At 61.3% G+C, this 25,109-nt stretch carries 22 protein-coding genes; 11 read left to right on the forward strand and 11 right to left on the reverse strand.

Annotation, left to right across the window (positions count from 1 at the left end; all coding sequences use genetic code 11):
- Positions 1 to 101 precede the first annotated feature (101 nt).
- The 8 genes from CTATCC11996_RS21985 (at position 102) to CTATCC11996_RS22020 (ending at position 7,348) form a co-directional block, all read left to right on the forward strand.
- Positions 102 to 1,286, forward strand: a complete 1,185-nt coding sequence (locus CTATCC11996_RS21985; RefSeq protein WP_003080643.1) for a lipid-transfer protein — start codon at positions 102 to 104, stop codon at positions 1,284 to 1,286.
- Between the two features lie 10 nt (positions 1,287 to 1,296).
- Positions 1,297 to 1,737: a MaoC family dehydratase N-terminal domain-containing protein gene (locus CTATCC11996_RS21990; protein WP_003080644.1), complete on the forward strand. Its 441-nt coding sequence runs from the start codon at positions 1,297 to 1,299 to the stop codon at positions 1,735 to 1,737.
- A 14-nt stretch (positions 1,738 to 1,751) separates the two neighbouring features.
- On the forward strand, positions 1,752 to 2,165 hold the full coding sequence (locus tag CTATCC11996_RS21995) for a MaoC family dehydratase (RefSeq protein ID WP_003080646.1): 414 nt from the start codon (positions 1,752 to 1,754) through the stop codon (positions 2,163 to 2,165).
- Positions 2,166 to 2,195: 30 nt separating this feature from the next.
- Positions 2,196 to 3,026, forward strand: a complete 831-nt coding sequence (locus tag CTATCC11996_RS22000; protein WP_003080648.1) for an SDR family NAD(P)-dependent oxidoreductase — start codon at positions 2,196 to 2,198, stop codon at positions 3,024 to 3,026.
- 38 nt (positions 3,027 to 3,064) lie between these two features.
- Positions 3,065 to 4,189, forward strand: a complete 1,125-nt coding sequence (locus CTATCC11996_RS22005) for an acyl-CoA dehydrogenase family protein (RefSeq protein ID WP_003080650.1) — start codon at positions 3,065 to 3,067, stop codon at positions 4,187 to 4,189.
- 41 nt (positions 4,190 to 4,230) lie between these two features.
- A complete protein-coding gene (locus CTATCC11996_RS22010) occupies positions 4,231 to 5,787 on the forward strand; it encodes an acyl-CoA synthetase (RefSeq protein ID WP_003080651.1) in 1,557 nt (518 codons plus the stop codon).
- On the forward strand, positions 5,787 to 6,569 hold the full coding sequence (locus tag CTATCC11996_RS22015; RefSeq protein WP_003080653.1) for an enoyl-CoA hydratase/isomerase family protein: 783 nt from the start codon (positions 5,787 to 5,789) through the stop codon (positions 6,567 to 6,569). Before CTATCC11996_RS22010 ends, CTATCC11996_RS22015 begins: the two co-directional genes overlap by 1 nt.
- Positions 6,570 to 6,703: 134 nt before the next feature.
- Positions 6,704 to 7,348: a 3'-5' exonuclease gene (locus tag CTATCC11996_RS22020; RefSeq protein WP_034350006.1), complete on the forward strand. Its 645-nt coding sequence runs from the start codon at positions 6,704 to 6,706 to the stop codon at positions 7,346 to 7,348.
- Positions 7,349 to 7,420: 72 nt separating this feature from the next.
- Here the strand turns inward: CTATCC11996_RS22020 and CTATCC11996_RS22025 are convergent, their stop codons facing one another.
- The gene (locus CTATCC11996_RS22025; protein ID WP_003080657.1) at positions 7,421 to 8,617 is read right to left on the reverse strand and encodes a GGDEF domain-containing protein; all 1,197 of its coding nucleotides are present in this window, start codon (positions 8,615 to 8,617) and stop codon (positions 7,421 to 7,423) included.
- A gap of 208 nt (positions 8,618 to 8,825) precedes the next feature.
- Between CTATCC11996_RS22025 and CTATCC11996_RS22030 the strand changes: the two genes are divergently transcribed.
- On the forward strand, positions 8,826 to 10,103 hold the full coding sequence (locus CTATCC11996_RS22030) for an O-acetylhomoserine aminocarboxypropyltransferase/cysteine synthase family protein (RefSeq protein WP_003080659.1): 1,278 nt from the start codon (positions 8,826 to 8,828) through the stop codon (positions 10,101 to 10,103).
- A gap of 27 nt (positions 10,104 to 10,130) precedes the next feature.
- Here the strand turns inward: CTATCC11996_RS22030 and egtB are convergent, their stop codons facing one another.
- The 4 genes from egtB to CTATCC11996_RS22050 all read right to left on the reverse strand — a co-directional run bounded on the left by egtB (position 10,131) and on the right by CTATCC11996_RS22050 (position 14,697).
- On the reverse strand, positions 10,131 to 11,459 hold the full coding sequence (egtB, locus tag CTATCC11996_RS22035) for an ergothioneine biosynthesis protein EgtB (protein WP_003080661.1): 1,329 nt from the start codon (positions 11,457 to 11,459) through the stop codon (positions 10,131 to 10,133).
- A complete protein-coding gene (egtD, locus tag CTATCC11996_RS22040) occupies positions 11,446 to 12,501 on the reverse strand; it encodes an L-histidine N(alpha)-methyltransferase (protein ID WP_370511091.1) in 1,056 nt (351 codons plus the stop codon). The genes egtB and egtD overlap by 14 nt, the downstream gene beginning before the upstream one ends.
- 358 nt (positions 12,502 to 12,859) lie before the next feature.
- Positions 12,860 to 13,474, reverse strand: a complete 615-nt coding sequence (locus CTATCC11996_RS22045; RefSeq protein ID WP_003080665.1) for an OmpW/AlkL family protein — start codon at positions 13,472 to 13,474, stop codon at positions 12,860 to 12,862.
- Between the two features lie 203 nt (positions 13,475 to 13,677).
- A complete protein-coding gene (locus CTATCC11996_RS22050) occupies positions 13,678 to 14,697 on the reverse strand; it encodes a DUF808 domain-containing protein (protein WP_003080668.1) in 1,020 nt (339 codons plus the stop codon).
- Positions 14,698 to 14,839: 142 nt separating this feature from the next.
- Between CTATCC11996_RS22050 and CTATCC11996_RS22055 the strand changes: the two genes are divergently transcribed.
- Complete coding sequence (locus tag CTATCC11996_RS22055; protein WP_003080671.1) at positions 14,840 to 15,049, forward strand: hypothetical protein; 210 nt, start codon at positions 14,840 to 14,842, stop codon at positions 15,047 to 15,049.
- A gap of 33 nt (positions 15,050 to 15,082) precedes the next feature.
- On the opposite strand, the gene CTATCC11996_RS22060 is transcribed toward CTATCC11996_RS22055, so the two are convergent.
- The 6 genes from CTATCC11996_RS22060 to CTATCC11996_RS22085 all read right to left on the reverse strand — a co-directional run bounded on the left by CTATCC11996_RS22060 (position 15,083) and on the right by CTATCC11996_RS22085 (position 24,234).
- On the reverse strand, positions 15,083 to 16,288 hold the full coding sequence (locus CTATCC11996_RS22060; protein ID WP_003080673.1) for a VWA domain-containing protein: 1,206 nt from the start codon (positions 16,286 to 16,288) through the stop codon (positions 15,083 to 15,085).
- A gap of 2 nt (positions 16,289 to 16,290) precedes the next feature.
- On the reverse strand, positions 16,291 to 18,864 hold the full coding sequence (locus CTATCC11996_RS22065) for a DUF5682 family protein (RefSeq protein ID WP_003080674.1): 2,574 nt from the start codon (positions 18,862 to 18,864) through the stop codon (positions 16,291 to 16,293).
- Positions 18,865 to 19,042: 178 nt separating this feature from the next.
- Positions 19,043 to 20,125, reverse strand: a complete 1,083-nt coding sequence (locus CTATCC11996_RS22070; RefSeq protein WP_003069729.1) for an ATP-binding protein — start codon at positions 20,123 to 20,125, stop codon at positions 19,043 to 19,045.
- A 37-nt stretch (positions 20,126 to 20,162) separates the two neighbouring features.
- The gene (locus CTATCC11996_RS22075) at positions 20,163 to 21,920 is read right to left on the reverse strand and encodes a DUF5691 domain-containing protein (RefSeq protein ID WP_003080676.1); all 1,758 of its coding nucleotides are present in this window, start codon (positions 21,918 to 21,920) and stop codon (positions 20,163 to 20,165) included.
- Positions 21,917 to 23,296: an SWIM zinc finger family protein gene (locus tag CTATCC11996_RS22080; protein WP_003080679.1), complete on the reverse strand. Its 1,380-nt coding sequence runs from the start codon at positions 23,294 to 23,296 to the stop codon at positions 21,917 to 21,919. Before CTATCC11996_RS22080 ends, CTATCC11996_RS22075 begins: the two co-directional genes overlap by 4 nt.
- Before the next feature lie 590 nt (positions 23,297 to 23,886).
- Positions 23,887 to 24,234 carry a helix-turn-helix domain-containing protein gene (locus CTATCC11996_RS22085; RefSeq protein ID WP_003080681.1) on the reverse strand — a complete coding sequence of 116 codons (348 nt, stop codon included), beginning with the start codon at positions 24,232 to 24,234 and terminating at the stop codon, positions 23,887 to 23,889.
- Positions 24,235 to 24,737: 503 nt separating this feature from the next.
- On the opposite strand from CTATCC11996_RS22085, the gene CTATCC11996_RS22090 reads away from it, so the two are divergent.
- Positions 24,738 to 25,004, forward strand: coding sequence for a hypothetical protein (locus CTATCC11996_RS22090; RefSeq protein WP_003080684.1), 267 nt, complete (start codon positions 24,738 to 24,740; stop codon positions 25,002 to 25,004).
- Positions 25,005 to 25,109: the final 105 nt, after the last annotated feature.

Raw genomic sequence — 25,109 nt, forward strand, 5'->3', positions numbered from 1 at the left:
GACATACGAAAGATGCGCTCGGCAATGGGTTTGCGCATCGGTAAATCCTACGATGGCTCTCATTGCTCGACACCTGTTTGCCACTTTCCCAAGGAGCCCCCATGAGTCGCGATGTGTTTGTTGCCGGCGTAGGCATGATTCCATTTGCCAAGCCCGGAAAGAGTGATCCCTACTTCCAGATGGGCTCCAGCGCCACGTCCCTGGCGCTGGCAGATGCGGGCCTCGCGTATGACGCAGTGCAGCAAGCCTATGTGGGCTATGTCTACGGTGACTCCACCTCCGGCCAGAGAGCGCTGTATGAGGTGGGCATGTCCGGCATTCCCATCGTCAACGTCAACAACAACTGCTCTACCGGCTCTACCGCACTGTTCCTGGCACGCCAGGCCGTGGCCAGCGGCGCTGCAGACTGCGTGCTGGCCCTGGGGTTCGAACAGATGACCCCCGGCGCACTGGGCTCGGTCTTCAGCGACCGGCCCAGCCCCTTTGACCGATTCGAAGCGGAAACCGATGCCCTGGTCGGCGACAACGGCGTGCCACTGGCCCTGCGCTACTTCGGCGGAGCAGGCAAGGCGCATATGGAACAGTACGGCACGCAGCTTTCCACCTTCGCCAAGATCCGCGCCAAGGCCAGCCGCCATGCGGCGCACAATCCCCTGGCCCTGTTCCGCACCGAGGTTACGGAGGAAGAGGTCATGGCCTCCCCCGTGATGTGGCCCGGCGTGATGACCCGGCTCATGGCCTGCCCACCCACCTGTGGCGCGGCCGCCGCCCTGCTGGTGTCCGAAGCCTATGCGCTCAAGCATGGCCTGGATCACAGCGTGCGCATCCGCGCCCAGTCCATGACCACGGACAGCCCCAGGACCTTCGAGGCTCACGATATGCGCGAAGTAGTGGGCTTCAGCATGGCACAGGACGCTGCGCGCCAGGTCTATGAGCAGGCGGGCATCAGTCCCCAGGACGTGGACGTGGTGGAGCTGCATGACTGCTTTGCGCAAAACGAACTGCTGACCTACGAAGCCCTGGGCCTGTGCCCCGTGGGCGGCGCGGAAAAGTTTGTCTGCGACGGCGACAACACCTACGGCGGCAAGTTCGTGACCAATCCGTCGGGCGGTCTGCTATCTAAAGGCCATCCATTAGGTGCCACGGGACTTGCGCAGTGCACAGAACTGGTTCAGCAACTGCGTGGCCGCGCCGACCAGCGGCAGGTTGCCAATGCCCGCCTGGCGCTGCAGCACAACCTCGGACTGGGCGGTGCGTGCGTGGTGACTTTGTACGAACGCGTCTGAAAGGCTTCGCATGATTGACAAAAAATGGATAGGGTCTGAACTGCCCACGTCCGAGCTGAGTATTGACCGCAGCCGCCTGCGTTTTTTTGCCAAAGCCATTGGCGAGACCAGCCCCCTCTATACCGATGTGACTGTCGCGCGCAATGCGGGCTATGCCGACCTGCCTGCACCGCCCACTTTTCTGTTCGCCGCAGAACTGGACAGCGGCGCCAGCGACCAGCTGCTGCAAAAGCTGGAGGTACCGATTGCCAAAATTTTGCATGGCGAGCAAAGCTTTTGCTACTACCAGAGCGCCTGTGCGGGAGACACCATCACCGTGCGCTCCAGGGTGGATGACATCTATGACAAGAAAAATGGTGCATTGGAGTTCATCGTGAAGTCATCACGCGCCACCAACCAGCACGACCAGCTTGTGGCGGAAATGCGCACAGTCATCGTGGTGCGCAACTGAGGAAATCAGACAAGATGAAGACTCCTCGTTTTGATGAGATTCAGGTGGGAGACACCCTGCCCGCATTGAATCTTCCGCCCATCAGCCGCACAACTCTGGCCTTGTTTGCAGGCGCCTCTGGCGATCACAACCCCATTCATATCGATACCGACTTTGCCCGCAAGGCCGGTATGCCCGATGTCTTTGCGCAGGGAATGCTGAGCATGGCATGGCTGGGCCGTCTCATCACTCAATGGGTACCTCAGTCACAGCTGCGCCGCTTCGACGTGCGCTTTCAGGGCATTACCCATCTGGCCAATGCGATCTCGTGCACGGGCCGCGTTGTGGAAAAGCGCGATGCAGATCGCAGCGTCCGCATCGAGGTGCAAAGCAGCAACCAGCATGGCCAGACCAAGATCGCGGGCGATGCCTGGATCAGATTGTTCTGAGAACGTATTGACGCACCCAAGGAGACAGCAATGACAAGAAAACTCGACGGCAAGGTGGCCCTGGTTTCTGGCTCAGGCCGCGGCATTGGCCGCAACATCGCACTCAAACTGGCCAGTGAAGGCGCCAGACTGGTCATCAACGACCTGGATTCCGAACCCGCCGAAGAAACCATTGCCCTGATCCGCGAGATGGGCGGCGATGCCGTGGCCTGCGCCGGCAATGTCACCCACACCGACTTTGCCGAACGCTTTGTGGGCACCGCTGTGCAGGAGTTCAAAGGGCTGGACATCATCATCAACAACGCGGGCTACACCTGGGACAACGTGATTCAGAAAATGACGGACGAGCAGTGGTATGCCATGCTGGACTGCCATATGACTGCGCCGTTTCGCATACTGCGAGCGGCCCAGCCCGTTATCAAAGCGCTGTCCAAGTCTGAGATGGATGCAGGCCAGCGCGTGATGCGCAAAGTAGTCAACATCTCCTCCGTTGCTGGCCTGTTTGGCAATGCGGGGCAGAGCAACTACTCCGCCGCAAAGGCCGGCATTACAGGCCTGACCATGACACTGGCCAAGGAATGGGGTCGCCTGAACGTCAACGTGAACTGCGTGGCTTTTGGCCTTATCAAGACCCGCCTCACCAACTCAGCTGCAGCAGGTGAAACTGCCAATATTGAAGGGCGAGAAATCAAGGTCGGCGTGAACCCCGGCCTGATGGCAGCCATGGAGCAGACCATTCCTTTGGGCCGTGGCGGCACCCCCGAAGAAGCGGCAGGAGCCGTCTATCTGTTTTGCCAGCCTGAGTCGGACTACATCAGCGGCCAGACCTTGATGTGTACCGGCGGCCTGACAGGAGTGTGAGCGTGAACATCTTGCCCAGAGTCCTTCAACACCCGTGGATGGATAGCGACATAGAGACTTTTCGCGAGCAGGTTCGTCGCTATGTTGAGCGTGAGCTCGCACCCCACCTCCCAGCCTGGCGCGCTCAGGGTTATGTGCCACGCGAAACCTGGCGCGGCTTTGGCGAGCATGGCTTTCTACTGCCTGAGATGGATGAACAATGGGGCGGTGGCGGCGGCAACATGGCCTATCAGCTCGTCGTGCAAGATGAGCTAACCAAGGCTGAGATCCCCTCCATCACCGGCGTGCACACCATTTCTGCACACTACATCTCGGCCTATGGAACGCCCGAGCAAAAGCAGCGCTGGCTGCCCAAACTGTGCAGCGGCGAGATGCTGACCGGCATTGCCATGACCGAGCCCAGCATGGGCTCCGACCTCAAGGCCATGTGCACCCGCGCCGTGCGCGACGGAGACGACTATGTCATCAATGGCTCCAAAACCTTCATCACCAACGGCTTCACCGCCAACCTGCTGGTCGTCGCAGTACGTACCGGCGATGTGGGCAGTGGCGGCGTATCACTGGTGGTTCTGGAGACTGAAAACCTTGCCGGCTTTCGCGTGGGCCGCCGGCTGGAAAAAATCGGCCAGCATGCCTCCGACACGGCAGAGCTGTTCTTTGAAGACATGCGCATTCCCGCCAGCCACCTGCTGGGTGGCATCGAAGGCCAGGGCTTCAAGCAACTGATGAGCCAGCTGCCCTATGAGCGCATGCTGCTGGGCGTGGCTGCGGCGGCAGCCATTGAACGCGCCGTGGAACTGACAGTGGACTACACCCTGCAGCGCAAGGCCTTTGGCCAGGCGATTGCCGACTTTCAGAACACCCGCTTCAAGCTGGCCGAATGCGCAACCACCGCCCATGTGGTGCGCAGCTTTGTCAACGACTGCATACAGCGCCTGCTCGACGGTACTCTGGATAACGAGGCCGCCTATATGGCCAAGTGGTGGTGCAGCGAGCAGCAGTGCAAGGTGATGGATGAATGCCTGCAGCTGTTTGGAGGCTATGGCTATATGCAGGAGTACCCGATTGCCCGCATGTACACCGATGCCCGCATTCAGAAAATTTATGGCGGCACCAATGAAATCATGAAGGACCTGATCGCCAGACGCCTTTTCGCCCAATAGCCTCGCATTGATCGCTTTCTCTGTTTCAAGAAAGGCCAGCCATGTATCTCACGCAAAGCTTGCGTCGCGCCGTGCAGCAGACGCCCCATGCCACAGCCAGTATCTACAACGGTCGCAAACGCAGTTTTGCGCAACTGGGAGAGCGGGTCGCCCGCTTCGCCGGCGCACTGCAGGCGCTGGGTGCCCAGGCAGGTGACCGGGTGGGAATTCTGAGCCTCAACTCCGACTGGTATCTGGAGTACTACATGGCATGCTACTGGGCAGGCGTGGCCGTCAACCCCATCAATATCCGCTGGAGCGCCAACGAAATCGCCTATTCCCTCGACGATTGCGACACCTGCATTCTGCTGGTGGATGACAGCTTCGCGCCGTTGATGCCCGAGATACTCAAGCTGTCTCGCTCTCTGAAGACGCTGATACACCTGGGCAATGGCCCTGCCCCGCAGAACATGCTTTCCTACGAAGCGCTGGTGGCAGACAGCAGCCCGGTTGAAGACGCCATGCGCAGCGGCGACGACCTGGCCGGCGTCTTCTATACCGGCGGCACCACGGGTTCCCCCAAAGGGGTCATGCTCTGCCACCGCAATCTCTATACCAATGCCATTTCGGGCCTGTCGTCACAGATCGTGCGCGCAGGCAGCATTGGTCTGCACGCAGCCCCCATGTTCCACCTGGCTGACGGTGCGTTCATGAATGCCCTGTTTGCCGCAGGCGGCTGCCATGTCATGGTGCCGCGCTTCGACCCCATCGCGGTGCTGCAGGCCATTGCCAGCACCGGCGTGACCGATACGCTGCTGGTTCCCACCATGATCCAGATGCTGGTAGACCACCCCGATGTGCACAAATACGATCTGAGTTCGCTGCGTCAGATGGCTTATGGAGCCTCTCCCATTTCCGAGGGGCTGCTGGACCGCGCCATGCGGACCATCCCCGATGTGGGCTTTGTGCAGGCCTATGGTATGACGGAGGTATCCCCCATTGCCACCATTCTTTCCCCCGAGATGCACCGCGAACCAGGCCGGGCCAGGGGGCGTCACCGCAGCGCCGGACGCGCCACGGCCTGCACCGAGGTGCGTATCGTCGATCCCGAGGGGCGGGAGGTGCCGCGCGGCGAGGTAGGAGAAATCGTGGTTCGGGGCCCTGGCGTGATGCTGGGCTACTGGAACAAGCCTGCCGAAACCGAAGCTGCCATCCGCGATGGCTGGATGCATACGGGCGACGGCGGTCGCATGGACGACGAAGGCTACGTCTTTGTCGTGGACCGCATCAAGGACATGATCGTAACCGGTGGCGAGAACGTCTACAGCATTGAGGTGGAGAGCGTTATTGCCACCCATCCTGCTGTGGCCTCATGCGCTGTCATAGGCATTCCCCATGAGCATTGGGGCGAGCAGGTCCATGTCTTCATCGTGCTTAAGCCCGGACAGAGCCTGGAAGCCCAGGAACTGATCCATTTCTGCAAGGAACGCATCGCCGGCTACAAATGTCCCCGTGATGTTTCTTTTGTCGAGGCCATGCCGCTATCCGGAGCTGGCAAGATCCTCAAGACCAGCTTGCGGGCCCCGTTCTGGGCCCATCATGAAAGAAAGGTCGCCTGATGTCTGATCTGGTTCTCTGGGAAGTTCGCAACGGCGTAGGTCATGTGGTTCTGAACCAGCCCGAGCGGGGCAACGTGATCAGCACGGCCATGGCTCACGACCTGAAGACGGTGGTAGAGCGGGCCTGCAACGCAGACATCGGTGCCCTGCTCATTTCCGCAAGCGGCAAACAATTCTGCGTCGGAGGAGACATCAGCGAGTTTGGCGAGCATCGCGAGCAGCTGGCACCGCTGATCGGCGCCATGCTGGATGTGCTCAATCCGGTCATGCATCAGCTGGCCAGCTTGCCGCTGCCAGTCATCAGTGCCGTGCAGGGCCCTGTCGGAGGTGGCGGCATCGGGCTCGCACTGTGTGCGGACCTGGTACTGGCCAGCCGTCACATGTTCTTGCGCGGAGGCTATTCGGCCATCGGTCTGAGCCCGGATCTGGGTGTATCGGCCTATCTCACCCGGCGTGCTGGGGCTGCCAGGGCCAAATACATTCTGATGAGCAACCGCGCCATCGCGGCCGAGGACTGTCTGCGCATGGGCCTGGTCGACGAGCTGCACGAGCCCGAGCAGCTACTCACTGCGGCAACCGCGCTGGCCGAGGAGCTTGCCGGCGGCCCCACCAACTCCCTAGCGGGCATCAAAAAACTCTGTGACTCGGCACATCGGCAGGACCTTCTGCTGCAACTGGGTGCCGAGCGCGAAGCCATGCTGGCCTGCGCCCTCTCCGGCAACAGCCTCGAAGGAGTGACTGCCTTTTTGCAAAAGCGCAAGCCCGTATTCCAGCGTCGCTGAATCGATTGCCTGTTTTTTAGGCGAAACATGCAAAGCCTTGCCAGTCAAGGCTTTGCGCATTTATTCCGATATTTACCCACAGGCCAGACCACATGTTCTGGGGATAAGCACGAAGCTGTTGTGTAATCACCCCCATGCCCCGATTGATTGCTCCCAGCAAGGACGAAAGTGCCCTGCTCCCTCCGTTTCTGGAATTGCCCGAACATGCAATCCACCTTCCGCAGTCCGAAGCCGAATTTGAAGCCGCCTTCAAGGCCATGAATGCAGAGCCGGTGCTCGGCTTTGACACGGAAAGCAAACCCATCTTCAATATCGGCCAGCAGGACAACGGACCTCATCTGGTGCAGCTCGCCACGGCCAGCCAGGTCTGGCTGCTGCAGCTGCACAGGCCCATGGCTCTGGAAGTGTCGCGCATGGTGCTGGCTGCAGAACATATCTGCAAGGTCGGCTTCGGGCTCGATAACGATAAGCACTCCCTGCCCCGCAGGCTGGGGGCACCACTGATCAATATTCAGGATCTGGACAGCCGCTTCAAGAGGCTCGGCTATGGCCCATCGGTGGGTGTGCGTGCCGCCGCAGCACTGGTACTCCAGCAGAGCTTTCGCAAGTCCAAGCGCACCACCACCTCCAACTGGGCTGCCACGGAACTCAGTCCCGCCCAGCGACGCTATGCCGCCAATGACGCCCATGCTCCAGTCGTCATCTACGCCCACCTGCCCGCCTGGGAAAGCACAATACCCGTCCTTCCCCGACGCGGCCCCAGGGGTCCGAGGTCGTGAACGTTCAATCCTCAAATCGCAAAAAGAACCCAAACCGCAAAGCGCCATGGGCTCTGCATCTGATAGCGGGATTCAGGCAAACATTTTCCATTGCAGCTCGCTCTCGTCTTGCGCAGAGCTCATGACACAATTTCGCCCCGCCTTCTTGGCCTTGTAGAGCAGCGCATCGGCCCGAGCCAGTGCCTGCTCGAAATCCTGCGTGGAGCTGAGTGCAGCAATGCCAAAACTGGCTGTCACTCTGAGTTGTGCAGCCAATCCTCCGAGTACCTGACTTTGCAAGCGCTCACGCACACGCTCCACAACGGCTTGCGCTTCGAACAGCTGTACTCGCGAGAGCAGCAAGACGAACTCCTCTCCGCCGAAGCGAGCAACCAGGTCACAGTCTCTGACCTGCTGGGTCAGCAGCTGTGCCAGCTGCTGCAGCACCTGATCGCCGGCCGCATGGCCCCAGTTGTCGTTGATGTACTTGAAATGATCGATGTCCACGGCGACCACGGCCCAGGGCACCAGCCGCTGATCGGCCAAGCGCAACTCTGCGGCCTCCATGAAGGCGCGACGATTGAGCAGGCGCGTCAAAGAGTCCCGGTTGCGCTCTTCGCGCAATGTCGTCATCACATCCCTGACCGAACAGGCCAGCAGTCCTACGGCAAACCACATTGCAAACAGAAGCGCTATGGCCTGGGTGAGCAGCCAGTATCCGGACCGGGTCAGCTCCTGCACTTCATGCACAGGCAACAGACTGACGGCCGCCGGCCGGAACAAGGCATTGCAGACGTTGAGCCCATAGGCCCAGCGCACACCACGCTCAAGCCAGTCCTTTGACGAATCGGCCTTGAGAAATGCCGGCATGGCCAGGGTCAGCTGCAAGGCCATGGCCAGAGCCAGGCACTGCACTCGGATCCATAAATTGTTCTCGACCCGGGAAAAATAGAACAGCAGGGACAGGGTGACGACCACGATCAACAGGCCGCCGGGCACGCTTGCCCCTTCCGACCCCAGCCGCAAGGACATGCCCTGCGCCAGTGACCAGGTTCCCAGCAAATACAGGCATGCCGTCATCAGGGCGAAATGGCTCAGCTGGGCATTGCTCATCAGGCTTTGCGCGGCCAGAGCCGTCGCGAGCAGCACATAACCGCCCACCAGCCAGAGCAGAAACAGCGCGCGCGGCTGTCGGCGCTGCACATACCAGCAAGCCAACAAGGCAAACCCGAACAACACCACGCAAGCCGGAGCAATCAAGGCAAAGTACAAATCTGCAGGCTGGCCCAATTTAGGTTCTCCGCGCAGGAAACTGTGAATTCAACGTCATCCATTCTCCGGCGAGAAGTATCTCCAATATTCCAGTACAGCGCTCGCTTTCACTCTGGCATAAGCACATAGCCATTAGGTCGTTCGCCTGAGTCAGCGTCCTGCCCATAATCAATGACGCCAAAGCTCTGGCTGTGGCGTTCGAATAACTTGCCAAAGAGACACACACATGCGCATAGAGACACTCGCCGTACATGCCGGCTATTCACCAGACCCCACCACCAAGGCTGTGGCCGTGCCCATCTATCAGACGGTGGCCTACGCGTTTGACAGCGCCCAGCATGGCGCCGATCTGTTTGATCTGAAGGTCCCGGGCAATATCTACACGCGCATCATGAACCCCACCACCGACGTGCTGGAAAAGCGCGTCGCAGCGCTCGAAGGCGGCATTGCCGCACTGGCCCTGGCATCGGGTATGGCTGCCATCACCGCCGCCATCCAGACTCTGGCTGAAGCGGGCGACAACATCGTGTCTGCCAGCACGCTGTATGGCGGCACATACAACCTGTTTGCCCACACCTTCCCGCAGCAAGGCATCGAGGTGCGCTTTGCCGATCCACGCGATCCGGCCAGCTTCGGCAAGCTGATCGACGGCAGGACCAAGGCGGTATTCATCGAGTCCATCGGCAACCCGCTGGGCAATGTGACCGATATCCGTGCGCTGGCCGATGTGGCCCACCAGCATGGCGTGCCGCTGATCGTTGACAACACCGTGCCCTCTCCCTATCTGCTGCGCCCCTTCGAACATGGCGCAGACATCGTCGTGCATTCGCTGACCAAATACCTGGGCGGCCACGGCACCAGCGTTGGCGGGGCGATCGTGGACAGCGGCAAGTTCCCCTGGGCGGAGCACAAGGCCCGCTTCAAGCGCCTGAACGAACCCGACGTCAGCTACCACGGCGTTGTCTATACCGAGGCCCTTGGCGCGGCCGCATTCATAGGCCGCGCCCGCGTCGTGCCGCTGCGCAACATGGGCGCTGCCATCTCACCTCAGAACGCCTTCCAGATTCTGCAAGGCATCGAAACACTGGCCCTGCGCATGGACCGCATCTGCGAAAACACGCAGAAGATTGCCGAAACCCTGCAAAAACACCCAAAAGTGGAGTGGGTGCGCTATGCCGGACTCAAGGACCACCCCGACCACGCCATCGTGCAAAAGCAGTCTGGCGGCCGCGCCTCCGGCATTCTCTCCTTCAGCCTCATAGGCAGCGAAGGCCGTGCGGCCGGTGCACGCTTCCTGGACGCCTTGCAGCTATTCACCCGCCTGGTCAATATCGGCGATGCCAAGTCGCTGGCCACCCACCCTGCCTCCACCACGCATCGCCAATTGGACGCCGACGAGCTGGCCAAGGCCGGCGTCACCGAAGGCATGGTGCGCCTGTCCGTGGGCATCGAACATATTGACGATCTGCTGGCCGATCTGAACCAGGCGCTGGAGCAGGTCTGAAGCGAGTTCCAACTCTGGCGCGCGGCCTTAGGCATCGCGCGCCAGGCGCAGCCCCGTCATCTGCCAGCGAGCCGTTGCAGGAAAGAAATTGCGATAGGTCAGTCGCGCATGTCCGGCAGGCGTGAGACAGGAGCCTCCGCGCAGCACATACTGATTGACCATGAACTTGCCGTTGTACTCACCCACGGCACCCTCGGCCACGCGAAAGCCCGGGTAGGCGGCATAGGACGAATGAGTCCACTCCCAGACCTGGCCGATTGCTGCTCCATGACAGCCGACCGTGGCCTCGGGATGCAGGCTGGCATGACCCACTGACGAGGACACAGGCCAGTCATGCGCACCCATTGCCACCTCCCACTCCATCTCCGTCGGCAAGCGCGCACCAGCCCAGCGCGCATAGGCATCAGCCTCGAAATAGGAGATATGGCAGGCAGGCCTCAGCGCACGCAGAGCCGTCACGCCATACAGGCTGAACTCCTGCCAGCCCACATCTCCCGCACCATCTTCAGCTTGCCTCCAGTACCAGGGGTGGCTCAGTTGCTGGGCCTGGCACCAATCCCAGCCTTCGGCCAGCCACCATTGCGGCTGACTGTAGCCGCCATCCAGCACAAAGCGCAGAAACTCCCCATTATTCACGGGCCTCGATGCAATCTGCGCGGCTTGCACATAGACGCTGTGCCTGGGCATTTCATTGTCAAACGCAAAGTTACCGCCGCCATGACCAATGCTGTAGATGCCAGCCTCAAGTGGCTGCCATATGAGGTCTGCATGGGCCAGCCCGGAGTCCATCTCGGCCAGTGAGTCCGCTGTATAAGCAGGCCAGAACGGGTGACAAGAAAGCAAATGCTTGATATCGGTAAGCATCAACTCCTGATGCTGCTGCTCGTGCTGCAAGCCCAATGCGACGAGCTGAGCAACGGCCTGCTGCGTCGTCGGGCTTTTCTCTTTCGTGGCTGCCATCAGCGCCAGCATCTGCTCATCCACCGCAGCGCGATAGGCCATGACCTGTGCCAGAGCCGGTCTGGTCAGCAACCCCCGCTGGGCTCTGGGATGGCGTGCACCCACCTGCTGGTAATAGGAGTTGAACAGCATGCGAAAGCTGCCGTCAAAAGCCTGATGTCCTGGCTGGTGCACGGCCAGTACAAAGGTTTCGAAGAACCAGCTGGTATGGGCCAGATGCCATTTGGCAGGACTGGCGTCCGGCATGGATTGCACGCAGGCGTCTTCTGCAGACAAGGGTGCAGCCAGCTTTTGTGTGCAGGCCCTCACCCGCTCGAACTCCTGCGCCAGCACTATCCAGTCCCTGGCAGCAGGTGCCATGAAAAATGGCCGCGCCATGGTTTCAGGCATGGGCATGAATGACGGCAAACCATTGCTGCTCATCGGTCCAGACCCTGGGTTCGGCAAATCCCGCGCAAGCCAGCATGGAGAGGAAATCGGGCAGCGGGTATTTGTAGCTGTTCTCCGTATGGATGGTCTCGCCCTGAGAAAAATAGCGCAGGCCCTGAGGCCAGCACACCATGACGGGGCGACGGGCGCGCAAATGCATCTCTATCCGCGATGTCCGGCTGTCGAAGCGCGCCTCATGCGCCCAGTCCTGAAGATTGAAATCACTGCCAAGCAGACGGTTCACATGATTGAGCACATTGAGATTGAATTCGGCTGTGACGCCCTGCTCATCGTCGTAAGCGGCTATCAGAACCGGTACCGGCTTGGGCAGATCAATGCCAATCAGCAGCCCGCCGTCGCCACCCAGAAGTGAATGCATATGTCTGAGCATATGCAAAGCCTGTCGCGTATCGAAGTTGCCGATCGAGGAGCCTGGATAGAACAGCTCACGCCGCGTCTGTGGCACGCCTGACGGCAAATGCCAGTCTCCCGTGAAATCCGCTGCAACTGCACGAGCCGTAAGTCGCGGGAAGTCATGCTCCAGCCTGGCCACAGCGGCCTGCAGAAACTCGACCGCAATATCCACTCCCAGAAACTGCTGCGGCCCCACGCTGCGGCACAGGCGTCGCACTTTTTCGCAATTGCCCGCTCCCAGCTCTATCAACACCTGGCAACCCGCCATGGCCCGGGCGATCTCCAGGTCGTAGCGGGCCATGATGGCAGCCTCCGTTCTTGTGGGGTAGTACTCGGGCAGCTCGGTTATCTGCTCAAACAGGGCGCAGCCATGCGCGTCATATAGGAACTTGGGGGAAATCTGCGCCTGCCGCTGCATCAGCCCCTGCGCCAGTTCATCGCGCAGATGGGTCGGGGAGGTATACGCGTCCATGAAGGGGCTACTCTCGCCCTGAAGCGGTGGAGGTCTCAACGAGGACGCCAGAGGCAATGGAATGCGCCCTGCGCGTGATGCAAACTCTATCGATGCTGCCTGCCTGTCCGGTGTCGCGCGCATGCTGATCCTCCTGATGAGCTGATCGCGCGATGCAGCCATTGCCCGCGCCATCACTGCCAAGCCTGCTTTAGACCCTCAGCCTAGCGCGGCCGGCAATCGGCAGAAGTAGGACTGAAGCCAGCGATCCTTTTACTGCATGCGCATGCAGCAATGCTGACAAAGTCAATACTGGTCAAAGAAATCAGCAAAAAAAATCGGTACCCCGCGCAGGCGGAATACCGATCTAAACATACACCCTAGCCTCCGAAGTCATCAGGCCATGCCGACCTGCTGACTCCGATGCACCACAGAGCCTGCGGTGCGTGCCTCGCCTGCGGGAAGAAGGCCGCAGACAAGAACACTCTTTGTCGTGAAGCTATCAGAAGCGATAGCCCACGCCCACACCCACCAACCATGGGTCAACCTTGAACTTGGTGTTTTCAAACACGCCTGCACCTGTGACCTTGGTACCCAGATAAACCTTCTTGATGTCGAAGTTCAGCGACCAGTTCTTGTCCAACGCATAATCGAAGCCGACCTGCAGCGCGCCGCCAAAGCTGTTCTTCTTCACGGTCACGGCACCATCCAGGATGTCCACGTTCGAGAAGCGTGTGTAGTTCACGCCGGCCCCCACATAAGGCTTGAAGGCCCCGAAGTTGGTGAAGTGGTACTGCGCCAGCAAGGTGGGGGGCAGATGCTTGAGCGAACCGATCTTGCCGCCATTCAGGCGCACATCATGCTTTTGAGGATAGGTCAGCACCAGCTCTGCCGCGATGTTGGGCGTGAAGAAGTAGGACACGTCCAGCTCAGGCATCCACTTGTTATTGATGCTCACGCCTGCGTCTCCGGCAGCGCCACCGTTGTCGCTGTCCAGATGCAGAGCGCGCACGCGAACTTGCCAAGGGCTGGAGCCGTCAAACGAAGATTGGGCAAAAGCGGTACCGGCCGTCAGGGCGCTGGCAACAGCAGCAATCGCGATCAGAGTCTTTTTCATGGGTTCTTTCCTTGATGAATTGGGTGAGTGCAATGCTTTGCATCCCTTGGCATCCATTGAAGCAAAGCCACTGCCACACGGGTTTGTCCCAGGTCAACCCGCACACCAACACCGCAAAGAAAAAAGCGGACGTTGCCCATCGGCCACGTCCGCCCAAGACACTGATGAAGCGCAAAAATGTGCGTCAGCAGTGATGCTAGTCGTCAACTCGGATGAGCCACCCTGGCTGGTCGCAGCTTGTGCCACAACTCCATGCACACCACAACCGCACCGCCAATGACGGCCCCAACCAGCACATGCACCAACACCGGCCCCAGCGCTGCAACAATACCGCCCGTGGGCACAATCGCCTGCTCTATCCAGTGTTCGACAGGCTCTATGCCGTGCACCAGCAAGCTACCGCCCACCATGAACATGGCAGCCGTGCCCACGATGGACAGCCCGCGCATCAGCCACGGGGTAAAAGCAATCAGACCCCGGCCCATGGCCTTGGCAGCGCTGCTGCTCTTGGCCATCAGCCAGCCGCCCACATCATCCATGCGCACAATGCCGGCCACCAGTCCGTAGACGAACACGGTGATGCCCAGAGCCACGGCGATCAGCACCGCAGCCTGCTCCCAGATGGGCTTGGTGGCTACCGTACCCAGCGCGATCGCCATGATTTCGGCCGACAGAATAAAGTCTGTACGCACGGCACCCTTGACCTTCTGCTTTTCGTACTCCATCGGGTCCATCTGCTTTTCACGCGCGGCACGCACCGATGACGGTGCAACACCTTTATGGGCGGCCTCTTCGGCATCCACCACGGCTTCATGCGCATCATGCTTTTGGTGCTTGTGAAACAGATCCAGGATCTTCTCCACGCCTTCGAAGCACAGAAACGCGCCCCCCACCATCAGCAAAGGCGTGATCAACCAGGGCACAAATGCGCTGATCAACAGCGCTGCGGGCACCAAAATAGCCTTATTCATCAACGAGCCCTTGGCCACAGCCCAGACCACGGGCAGTTCCCGGTTGGCCTTGACACCCGTGACCTGCTCGGCGTTGAGGGCCAGATCGTCGCCCAGCACGCCGGCCGTCTTCTGCACCGCCACCTTGGTCTGGGTGGCCACATCGTCGAGAATCGCCGTGCTCTTGCCTGCGGCAGTCTTGGTCATCAAGGCCACGTCGTCCAGCAAGCTAGCAATATCGTCTAGCAACATCAAAAGGCCTGCACCTGCCATCGCTTCTCCTGGTGGTTTACAAAGTCGCCATCATGCCTGCAAACCATGCAGAGACTGCGACAGGAAATTTCCAATCAGCTGTGCGATCGGCGTAGCTCGGACTTTGCAGCGACAATGAGCACCCTCATCGAACGGAAACCCTGTGACTCAAGCCATCGCTCATGCCGAACTGATTGCCAGCTACCGCAAACTTGCCGCAGAGGCCGCCAAGAAGGCGGAACTGGTCAAGGCCGCAGCGGGCAAAGGTCCCAAGACCATTGCAACGGTCAGCGAAACCGCAGCCAAGGCCGCACGCCGCCGCGATGTGATGGCCGCCAGGCTGGCCAAGCTTGGTATCGATCTGCCGGACTGAGCCCCAACAAGCAGCCTTCGTCGGGCAGTCTTCTTATTTGCTGGTCTTGAAGCCCTGCGTCGCGGCCCAGGCTGCCACATCGTCGCGACGGATGGCCGCTGCCATAAGCTGTGGAAAGGCATCGGGGGTGCAAGCAAACGAGGGCACGCCCAGTGCCGCCAGCTTGGCCGCCAGTTCTGCGTCATAGGCTGGCGCTCCCTCGTCGCTGAGCGCCAGCAACGTGATGAACTGCACGCCTGCTTCCACCAGCTCGTTGGCGCGGCGCAGCAGGCCCGACTCCACACCGCCCTCGTAAAGGTCGGAGATCAGCACCAGAATGCTGTTGCGCGGCTCGCTGATCAGCCCCTGGCAATAGCCGACCGCACCGTTGATATCAGTGCCGCCACCCAGTTGCACGCCAAACAGCACATCGACGGGATCGTCGAGCTTTTCCGTCAGATCGACCACGGCCGTATCAAACACCACTAGCTTGGTGGCCACGGCCGGCAGACTGGCCATCACAGCACCGAAGATGCTGGAGTAGACCACCGAGTTAGCCATGGAGCCGCTCTGGTCAATGCACAGAATCACCTCGCGCTGCGGGCGGCGCGCCTTGCGTCCATAGCCAATCAGCGTCTCTGGAACAATGGTCTTGTATTCGGGCTGCCAATGGCGCAGGTTGGCGCGTATGGTGCGATTCCAATCGATTTCTGCATGGCGCGGGCGTCGGTTGCGCTGGCTGCGGTCCAGTGCCCCGGCCACGGCACTGCGCATGGGCTCCTCGAGCTTTTTCATCAGCTCGTCCACCACCTTGCGCACCACCAGCCGCGCCGTGGCCTTGGTGTTCTGCGGAATCACCGAGCCCAGCGAAATCAGGTCCGCCACCAGATGCACATCGGGCTGCACGTTCTCCAGCATCTCGGGCTGCAGCAGCAGCTCGCGCAGATTCAGGCGCTCCATGGCATCGCGCTGCATGACCTGCACGACCTGGCTCGGAAAGTATTTGCGGATATCGCCCAGCCAGCGCGAAACCGAAGGCGAGGAGTTGCCGCGTCCGCCCTTGCGCGATGCCAGCTTGCTGTCTTCCTCATACAAGGCGGCAAGCGCCTGGTCCATCTCCTGCAAGTGTCCCGTCACACCGCCGCAACTGGCGTCAGCGGGGCTGCCCAGCACCATGCGCCAGCGCTGCAGCCGCGTGGTGGGCTGCAGCTCTTCGGACTCCTGTTGCGGCTCGGTCGCCAAATTTGCTGTTTGCTTCATCGTCACACCTTGGCCACGGCCGCATCAAAATCGGTAGCTGCTTGGGCTTGTCCCATCAGCGCCTGAGGCAGATTCAAGCCCAGCAACTCATTGAGCATGGGCAAGGCCAGCAAGGCACGCGACTCATCCCAGGGCGCAGCATCGTCCGCAGCGCCCACAGCAGGATCGGGTGCCGCTGCGCCTCCCACAGGAGTTCGCTTGACCTTGTCACCCAGGCTTTGCCGCTCGTGATTGCTGAAGGTCGAGAAGCTGCGTCGCACCAACGGCAGAATCTGTGCAAACTGCACCTCGCCCAGACCGCTGAGCCAGGCATCGACAGCACCCCAGATGGACTCGTCATGCAGCAATACCAGCGCCTGCCGGTTCAGAAAACCGTCCAGCCAGGCCGCCACATCCATGGGCGCCGCACCCAGCGAAAGATTGCGGTTGAACTGGCGCACGATCTCGGCGCTTTCCAGCAACTGCTCGTCCAGCAGCAAACGGCAAGCCATGCCGCGCAGCAGTGCCGCAGCGGCATCCCCCATGGCCAGGCTGCGCAGCGCCAGGCGCCAGGCATCCACCGCCTGCTGCGCCTCTCCGTCGCTGGTGCGCAGACGCAGGGCTTCGTGCGCCGCCAGCACCTTGGTCTTCATGGAAGCCGCCGCATCCTCGTCCATGGCCATGCAGGCGACAGGCAGGCCGATGGCCGCGCGCAGCACCAGCGAATCGATCACGCCGGCCAGCAGGGCTGTATCCGTCTGGCGCACGCTGCCGTAGCGATAGACATTGGCCAGCGGTGGCAAGGCCTGCAGCAGCTGGGCCACATCGCCCGTGGTGGCTGCACGCTGGGCCAGCGTGGCGATCAGGGCTTCGACCAGCTGCGGCAAATCGGCCAGCAACGCATCGTCGATGGCCTGCGCGATTTCGGGCAGCGAGGTCTCGGGCGTCAGGCTGGAGCGCAGCTTGGCCGTGGCGGCCTGGGCCACGGTCGCTCCGTGCACGCTGGCCTCGATGATGCGCACCGCCAGCTCCGGCTCCCACTGCAGCTGCCAGCTTTCGCGGAAAGTGCCCCGGTTGCGCTGAGCATCAGTGGCGCGCACGCCCCAGTCAATGCCGAGCAGTCGCAGACGGTGCAGAAAATGGCTGCGTGCCAGATCTGTGTCCTTGCGCAAATCCAGCGCCAACAGCTTGCTTGCCGCCTCGGGCTTGAGACGCAGCGACTTCTGCTGCTGCTCGATATCACGCTGCAGCGGCACCTGAGGAACATCGGCAGGCACCTGGCCCAGCACATGACCGACGGTCAGTTCCTCATCGATCAACCTGAGCGGTGCGTCCTCGCCCATGCAGATCACGGTGACGATGGCCTCGTTGATTTCGTCCAGGCCGGGCATGGGCTGGCCGCGCAGCGCCGCCAGGCCCTCGGCCAGACGCGTGGTCTCGATGATGTGAGCGCTGGAGCAGTCCAGATCCTTGTCGCGCAGCAGATGGGCCACGCGCGTCAGCCAGCCCGCCGTGCGCAGTGTGGCTGGAGAAACCTCTTTTTTGATAGCTACCTGCGCTTTACCATCAAGCGTTTGAGGCTGATTTGATTCCAAACTCTGGGACGATTGATAGCACTGCCACAGATGCTGGTACCAGCCCGGAGAAGTCACACCCGCGCCATAGCCGCTGCTGCTGGCCAGGTTGCGATAAGTCCAGGGGGCCCAGGTCGCCATCACCTTGACCTTGGGCAAGCCTTTGAGAAGGGCGCTATCTGCCTTGGCCGTCACGCTGGCCTTGAGCGCCGGCACATGCCAGGCGCCACAAACCACGGCAATGCGCTGGTGACCGGCTTTGATCGCCTCGCGAATGCACTGGCGCATATGGGCTTCGCGCAGTGCTTCGCGCTTCATGTATTCCTCGCCGCGCCAATGTTCGCCGTCCTTGGACAGTTCTTCGCGAGCTGCCGTCATCACCTCCCCAATGCTTTCAAACAGTGCTTCGCTGTCGCCTCGCTCCTCGACCAGACGGTTCCACCAACTCTCGCCATCGTCAAAGCCTGCGGCATGGGCCAGCCAGTCCAGCGGATCGCGGTGCAGGTGTTGTGGGGGCGGTGCCGGGAGGTCCAACTGCAACTCATGCTCGTCACCGTCCTGCATATCCGCCAGCGTTGCGGCCTCCGCAACATCCGGTGCATCCTGCTCCGAGTCCAGGACAGTCGCCGCCTGCACAGCATCCTCTGCCTCCTGTGCCGCCTTCTTCAGCGCTTCGCGTCGGGCAAACTCGATGGCCATGCCATGGGTCTGGGGCAGGTCGATGAAGCGGGTTGCAACACCCAGGCGACTGGCCCACTGCAATGCCTGCCATTCGGGTGAAAACTCGGCAAATGGATAGAACGCGGCCTGGCTGGGCTCGTCCTGCATATAGACCAGCATGGCCACTGGCGGGCGCAGCTCGGCGCTTTGCAGCATGGGCAGCAGCGCCTCCCCCTCGGGCGGGCCTTCCACCAGCAGGCAATCGGGCTGCAAAGCCTCAAGCGCCTGCAGCAGACTGCGAGCGCAGCCCGGGCCGTGATGGCGTATGCCAAAGAAATGAACAGAATCAGCGGAAGTGGCCATGGGCTTGTCAGACGGCTCAAGAAAGGGATAGCAAGGTCTCTGGCAGTGAAGACAGCTCAGCCCATCACAGATGGGCGGTTAAGACGAGGCGCCATCACCGAAGACAGTAGCAACGCTAGGGCGGCTAGGGCAAGTTGATGCAACGACGTATCAAGAGCTGCATTCACTGCAGCACAACTCACAGTTGCTCGCGGCAGGCGCGGTACAGATCCTTCCAGTCACTACGCTCCTTGACCACGGTCTCCAGATATTCCTTCCACACCACCGTGTCCTGCACCGGGTCCTTGATCACGGCTCCCAGCAGGCCCGAGGCCACATCGGCCGCGCGCAGCACGCCATCGCCGAAATGGCCGGCCAGCGCCATGCCGCTGTTGATGACCGAGATGGCCTCTGCCGTGGACAGCGTGGAGCTGGGCGACTTCACGCGCACGGTCTTGCCGTCCTCGGTCTGGCCGTGGCGCAACTCGCGGAAGATCTGCACCACACGGCGCACCTCCTGCAGCGCAGGCGGCTCGGTTGGCAGCTGCAGCGCCCGCCCCTGCTCGGCCACGCGCTTGGTGACGATCTGCACCTCCTCGTCCTGCGAGGCAGGCACAGGCAAGACCACAGTATTGAAGCGGCGCTTCAGTGCGCTCGACAACTCGTTGACGCCTTTGTCGCGGTTATTGGCCGTGGCAATGACCGAAAAGCCCTGCACGGCCTGGAACTCCATGGACAGCTCAGGCACAGGCAGCGTCTTTTCGGACAGCACGGTGATCAGCGTGTCCTGCACATCGGCGGGAATACGTGTGAGCTCCTCGATGCGCGCGATCTTGCCCAGCTTCATGGCATTGACCAGCGGGCTTGGAATCAGCGCTTTCTCGGACGGGCCGTGGGCCAGCAACTGGGCGTAGTTCCAGCCATAGCGCAGCTGCTCCTCGCTGGTGCCAGCCGTACCCTGGATCAGCATGGTCGAATCGCCGCTCACGGCCGCAGACAGATGCTCGGACACCCAGGACTTGGCCGTGCCGGGCACGCCGTACAGCAGCAAAGCACGGTCGGTGGCCAGCGTGGACACGGCAATCTCCATCAGGCGCGGATTGCCGATGTACTTGGGGCTGAGCTCAAACCCGTTGCTGAGCTTGCCGCCCATCAGGTACTGGAGCACAGCCCAGGGCGAGAGCTTCCAGTTGGGCGGGCGCGGACGGTCGTCCACCTTCTGCAGGGCATCGAGTTCTTCGGCAAATTGCGCCTCGGCGTGCTGACGTAGTACTTGGCTCATGATGACTTTCGGGTTGAATGCAGAAAAATTCGAAGGCTTAGGCGCTCAGCGCTGCATGCAGGGCCATGCGCAGATCGGTGATACGGTTGAGTTGCTCGAGCACGCGCTCGTCATCCCAGGGGCGCAGGCGGGCGCGCTCCAGCCGCGCCTGTTGTTCGGGCGTCAGACTGCTTTGCGCAGCCACTGCGGCGACCTCTTCGGTCGCATCGGCCACCTTGGATACCAACTTTTGCCAGAGCCCGGCCAGCCCTGACGGGGCTACTGCTTCGGGCTGCTGCTGCGGCACGGCAAGTTCCTCAGCCTGTGCAGGCTGACGCCAGAGCCACACAAAGCGCGGCAGAACGGCCGGATGCAGCCGGCGCGCGCAGGCCAGCACGGCCTGGTCGGCCTGCCAGCTATGCCAGCTGCCTGTAGCCTGCTTGCCGCCCAGCGCCTTGTCCAGAGCGTCCATCAGTTGCTCCGACATGGATTGAGAAAACACGCCAACCACCGGCATGCTGCTCTCGATGGTGTTGATGCGGTCCACCAAGCTGCCCTTGACCTGTTGCAACTGCGTCTGCCACAGCGCCTCGCGCCCCTGCTGGCTCAGCCGGTCCAGCAGGGCCGACAGCAACGCCTGGGCTCGTGAATCGCGCTCCATGGTCTGCAGCAGCGCAATCCAGCGCACATCGGGCTGATCGCGCAGTGCCGCCAGCCAACCCTGGCGCAAAGCGGTCTTCCAGTCGCTGCGGCGGCTCCAGTCCCAGAGCTGCTCGGGCGTCATCTCCAGGGTCTGCAGCCAGAAATCGATGGGCGCAAGCTCCACCATCTGCTGCAGCCACCAGGCTTTCACGCCCTTGATATAGGCCGGCGGCTGCAGCGCAATGCCGTCGCGCTCCCAGTCCTTGCTGCCCTCCTCGGGCGGCTCGATCTGCCATTCCCCCTTGGCATTGCGGCTCAGCATGGACTGCAGCCAGCCCATGATGCGCAAGCTGTGCGCGCTTTGCGGCAGGCGCGAGAGCAGGCGGGCCGCGTTCTCACGCACCTCCTTGCTACGATCGGTCAGCAGCTTTTCCAGCAGCGGCTCGTCCGCCATCGACAGCCCCACGCCCAGGGCCAGCACCATTGGCGCACGCTCCTTGGCATTGAGCTCCTTCAAGCTGGCTTCCAGTCTGGCGCGGGCCTGGTCGGCATCCGTCTCACGCTCGCTGTGCAGCAGCGCCACGCGCTGCTCGATGGAGCCCTCCTGCCAGATCACCTCGGCATTGGCTGTCTCCTGCACACCGCTGGCATAGCTCCATTGCGGGTTGAGCCCTGCCAGCCAGCGTCCTCGCTCGCCCAGCACCGGCGTCAGCCAGGTACGCAGCTCCACCGAACGGCGGCCTTCGTTCAAAGCCTCGACCAGGAGCGCATAAGGCAAGCGCTGTCCAGCCTGATCGAGGGCATGGAACATGGGAGCCAGCATGTTCTCGGGCCCATGCTGCAGCACATCACGCATCAGGCCATGCAGGCGCTCATCCTCGGGCGCACGGCGAGACTCGTCGGCAGGCAATGCCGGAGAGCTCAAAGGTGCGCCGAGCCTGACCTGCGCACCGGGTTGCCAACCCGCCCGCTCCAGGACGGCTGCGACAGCGCTGGCTCTGAGCACTTGTGCAGCCGTTGATGCCGCCGGCTGCAGCCAGGCAGCTTGCATGGCTTGCAAACCGGGGCTGGCTGCGGCATCGACCTGCGCGGTCAACACCGCAGGCACGGCCAGCCTGTCCGAGCCGACCAGACTGGACTGCTGCAGTGCAGCCCACAAATTGGCGCTGCTCATCGCATCTCTCCTTGGTTCTGCCAGATGGGGGATAAGGCCTGGCTGTGAGCATCCTGCTGCCAGGCGCTGAGCAAGCGCCAGCGCCCCAGTTGCGGCCCACACTCCCACTCACCAAACAGGGCCAGAGGCGTGCCGCCGCTCAGCGCCAGCAGCCGCCAGGCTTCGTCATCGGCAATCACCGCAGGCACGGGCGCCGCCTGACTCTGTCCTGTGGGCCAGCTCACCAGCCATTGCCCCTCCACATACAGCAGTTGGGCATTCGCGCACCACAGCGGCTGCACCGGCTGCAGCGCATTGGCGGCAATGCGCTCGCCCAGTTGCTGCAACGGCTCACCCAAAGCCTTGACCGTCAGGGCCGCAGCATCGCAGCTGTCGAGTGCTTCAACCCCATTGACCGCGACCGCGCGCAGGCTGGCCCTGCCAGGGTAGAAGCTCAAGGCTGTGCGATAAGCGCCTCCGCTCACCCAGGCAGTCTCGAACCCGCGCCCACCCTGGGCATAGTCCAGCATCAGGGCGGCGCGGCCGGTATTGAGGCCCTGCAACCAGACGCGGCGCTCCAGCAGGCGACCCTCGCGCTCGATCAGGCGCTGACCCAGCACCCGCCAATCGTCGCTGATGGTTTCACCACGGGCCTGTACTTCGGCCTTGTCCATGGGCCAGCCCAGGGCAGCCATGACGTCAGCCTTCACCTCCGGGCTCAGCGAGTCACGCCGCTGCACCGCGTCCAGCAGCAGCTGCCAATGGCCAAGCTGCACCAGCAGGTCACGCGGCCAGGTCGGATGGCTGTCCACCAGCTCCCAGGCTTCCCTGATACGCGTGGCCATGCTCGTGGCCTGTGCATCCACCATGCGTGCAGCCATGGTGTTCCAGTGCTGGCGCGTCTGGCTGTCGCCAGACTGATTGGCCAGGCCGGTGCGCACCATGTCCTGCATCCATAGCGACAGCTCCTGCATGCCGCCAGCAACCTTGTCCCAACGCTTGTCCTCGCGCTTGGCCTGCTGTCTTGCCAGAGCCTCCTGATCCGCAACTGGCGCAGCGGCAATGGCGGCCGCCTTGGCCTCTTTCTGCTCGGCTTTTTGCAGACGACCACCCAGCCAGTTGCTGACCCATTCCGGGGGCTCGCCGCCCTCTGGCACCTGGCCACCTGCACGCAGCAGCATCAGCGCCAGCCCGTGTTTGCAGGGGAACTTGCGGCTGGGGCAGGAGCACTTGAAGGCCGGCCCGCTCAGATCGACCTGAGTCTGATACGGCTTGCTGCCGCTGCCCTGGCATTCCCCCCAGACCGCAGCATCATTGCTGCCTGTGTTCGGCCATTTGCTCAGGGACTGCAGTCCCTTGGCCGCCTTGGACGACGCAGCGTCCGGCGACAGCGCCAAAACTTCCGCTTCCGTTGCTAATACACGCGACACCAATGTCTCCCGTCCCGAATCGACGCAATATCTTGATAGTTCGAGGCGCTAACGCACCAAGGGCGAGTGCAAGACCACCCTCGGAAAACCTCGTCCGCACTTTGCTGAAACAGTGCATTCAGCGCGGCAAAAACTGTGGTTTGACCGACCGCGCAAACTGTTGCGCGTAATGCGTCAGCCTATCATCGCCATGGCACTGTGCCGATGAAAACGTGCAAAAAATCAGAACGCAGAGAAGCCAGGTGACATGCATCAACCGACTTCCTCGCCAAGCTACGGCGCTGCTGTTCCCGGCAATCATTCAGTCCGCCGATGCTGCTGCAGATGCAAGTGCCGACTCCGCCGCAGCCAAGCCACGACCTCCCTGCTACTTTTGCTTACCAATGGCTCAGCCCGGCTTCGGTGCTCATACCGCGCAAGCTGCCCGCAACTGCACCTTGCTACCTATCCGGCTGTCAAACTGCTACCGTGGGTCTGAATGCTCTGGGTCAAATCGACCAGGACACTTGCGTCGCCATACACGCCCAGTGTCACAGCCTTGGAAGCCGGTTCTGGGTCTAAGAACTGGCCACTGACGATGCTTCGGCTGGCAAGCTTGCTGCCAACAAAATAGAGGACTGCAAGAGATTCTGTCTGGCGGCCAACGAACAGCGTCGAAAGTTCTCCAGCAAGAGCTGTTCGCTGGCATCCCCCGCAGGCAGATCTGACTGGCGCCGGCCGGTCAGCACAAACAGCACATCAACACCTGCTGCGGCAACCGCAACAAGGTAATCGCTATCCGGCTTTCGTTCGTCTTTCTCGTAGAGCAGCTGCGCCTGTTTGCGCACACCGCCAAGTTGGCCAAACCCTTCCTGGTTCAAGCCAAGGCGTTCTCGTTCCTCACGCAAACGCGCACCAATACCCATATGAGCAACTCAATATTGACAAATATACGCATTTGCGTACTATTGCCATACCAAAGCCAAGCTAGTGCCGCTTCACAACACTGCACTAGAGGCAAAAAAGCAGCAGCCCTTTGCACAGAGCTACTACACCTATTCACATCAATCGATAGATTCTGACATGAAGCAGCCACACCCCTAAGCACAGGCCCGCACATGACTTGAGAGCCAAGGCCTACGGTCGCCCAATGGACACGAAACAGTCCAGATAGCTGCTGTCCTATCAACAGCCGGTGCAGTGTTGGCAACGGATCTTGCCTGCTACGACAACAGGCACTCAACGAATGTGTTCTGTAGCGCTCGACAATTTCAGCCTTTGTCTGAATCCGGCGTTTACCGACTTGATGCTGTCAAAGCATCAGCTATTCATGCATGACTGTCGCGGGCAAATCGGCGCAGCTGAAAGCATGCGCTATTCAACACCAACGCCAGGACCTGCAGATCAGGCCCGACTGGAGTTTTGAGTCATGAGCCAGAACATTTTCGATCAGCGTGCCGATGGCAAGGCTTCTGTGGCAGCAGCTTCGTTGGTGCCGGCAATCGTGCCGCAGGCCCAGATTGCCTGCCTCGAAGCGCAGTTGATCGGCTATGCGTTGAGTCACCATGTGCCGGACATGCGGCGAGGCTTCGATATCCTTACCAGCTATGGCCGCTGGCATGCAGATGCGAAGCCAGCCACGCAGATGGCCGAGTTGATGCGCCAGCATCTGATGCAGCAACTGGAGACGATCTAGGCCTGCGCTTCCAACAGGACGCGGAAAGCAGTTCACCTGATCCTTGAAGTCGGCCTCCGTGCAGACCATTAACCATGAAAAAAGGCTCTGCAGAATGCAGAGCCT

This window comes from Comamonas testosteroni ATCC 11996, from assembly GCF_000241525.1.
In the GTDB taxonomy this organism is placed as follows: Bacteria; Pseudomonadota; Gammaproteobacteria; order Burkholderiales; family Burkholderiaceae_C; genus Comamonas; species Comamonas testosteroni.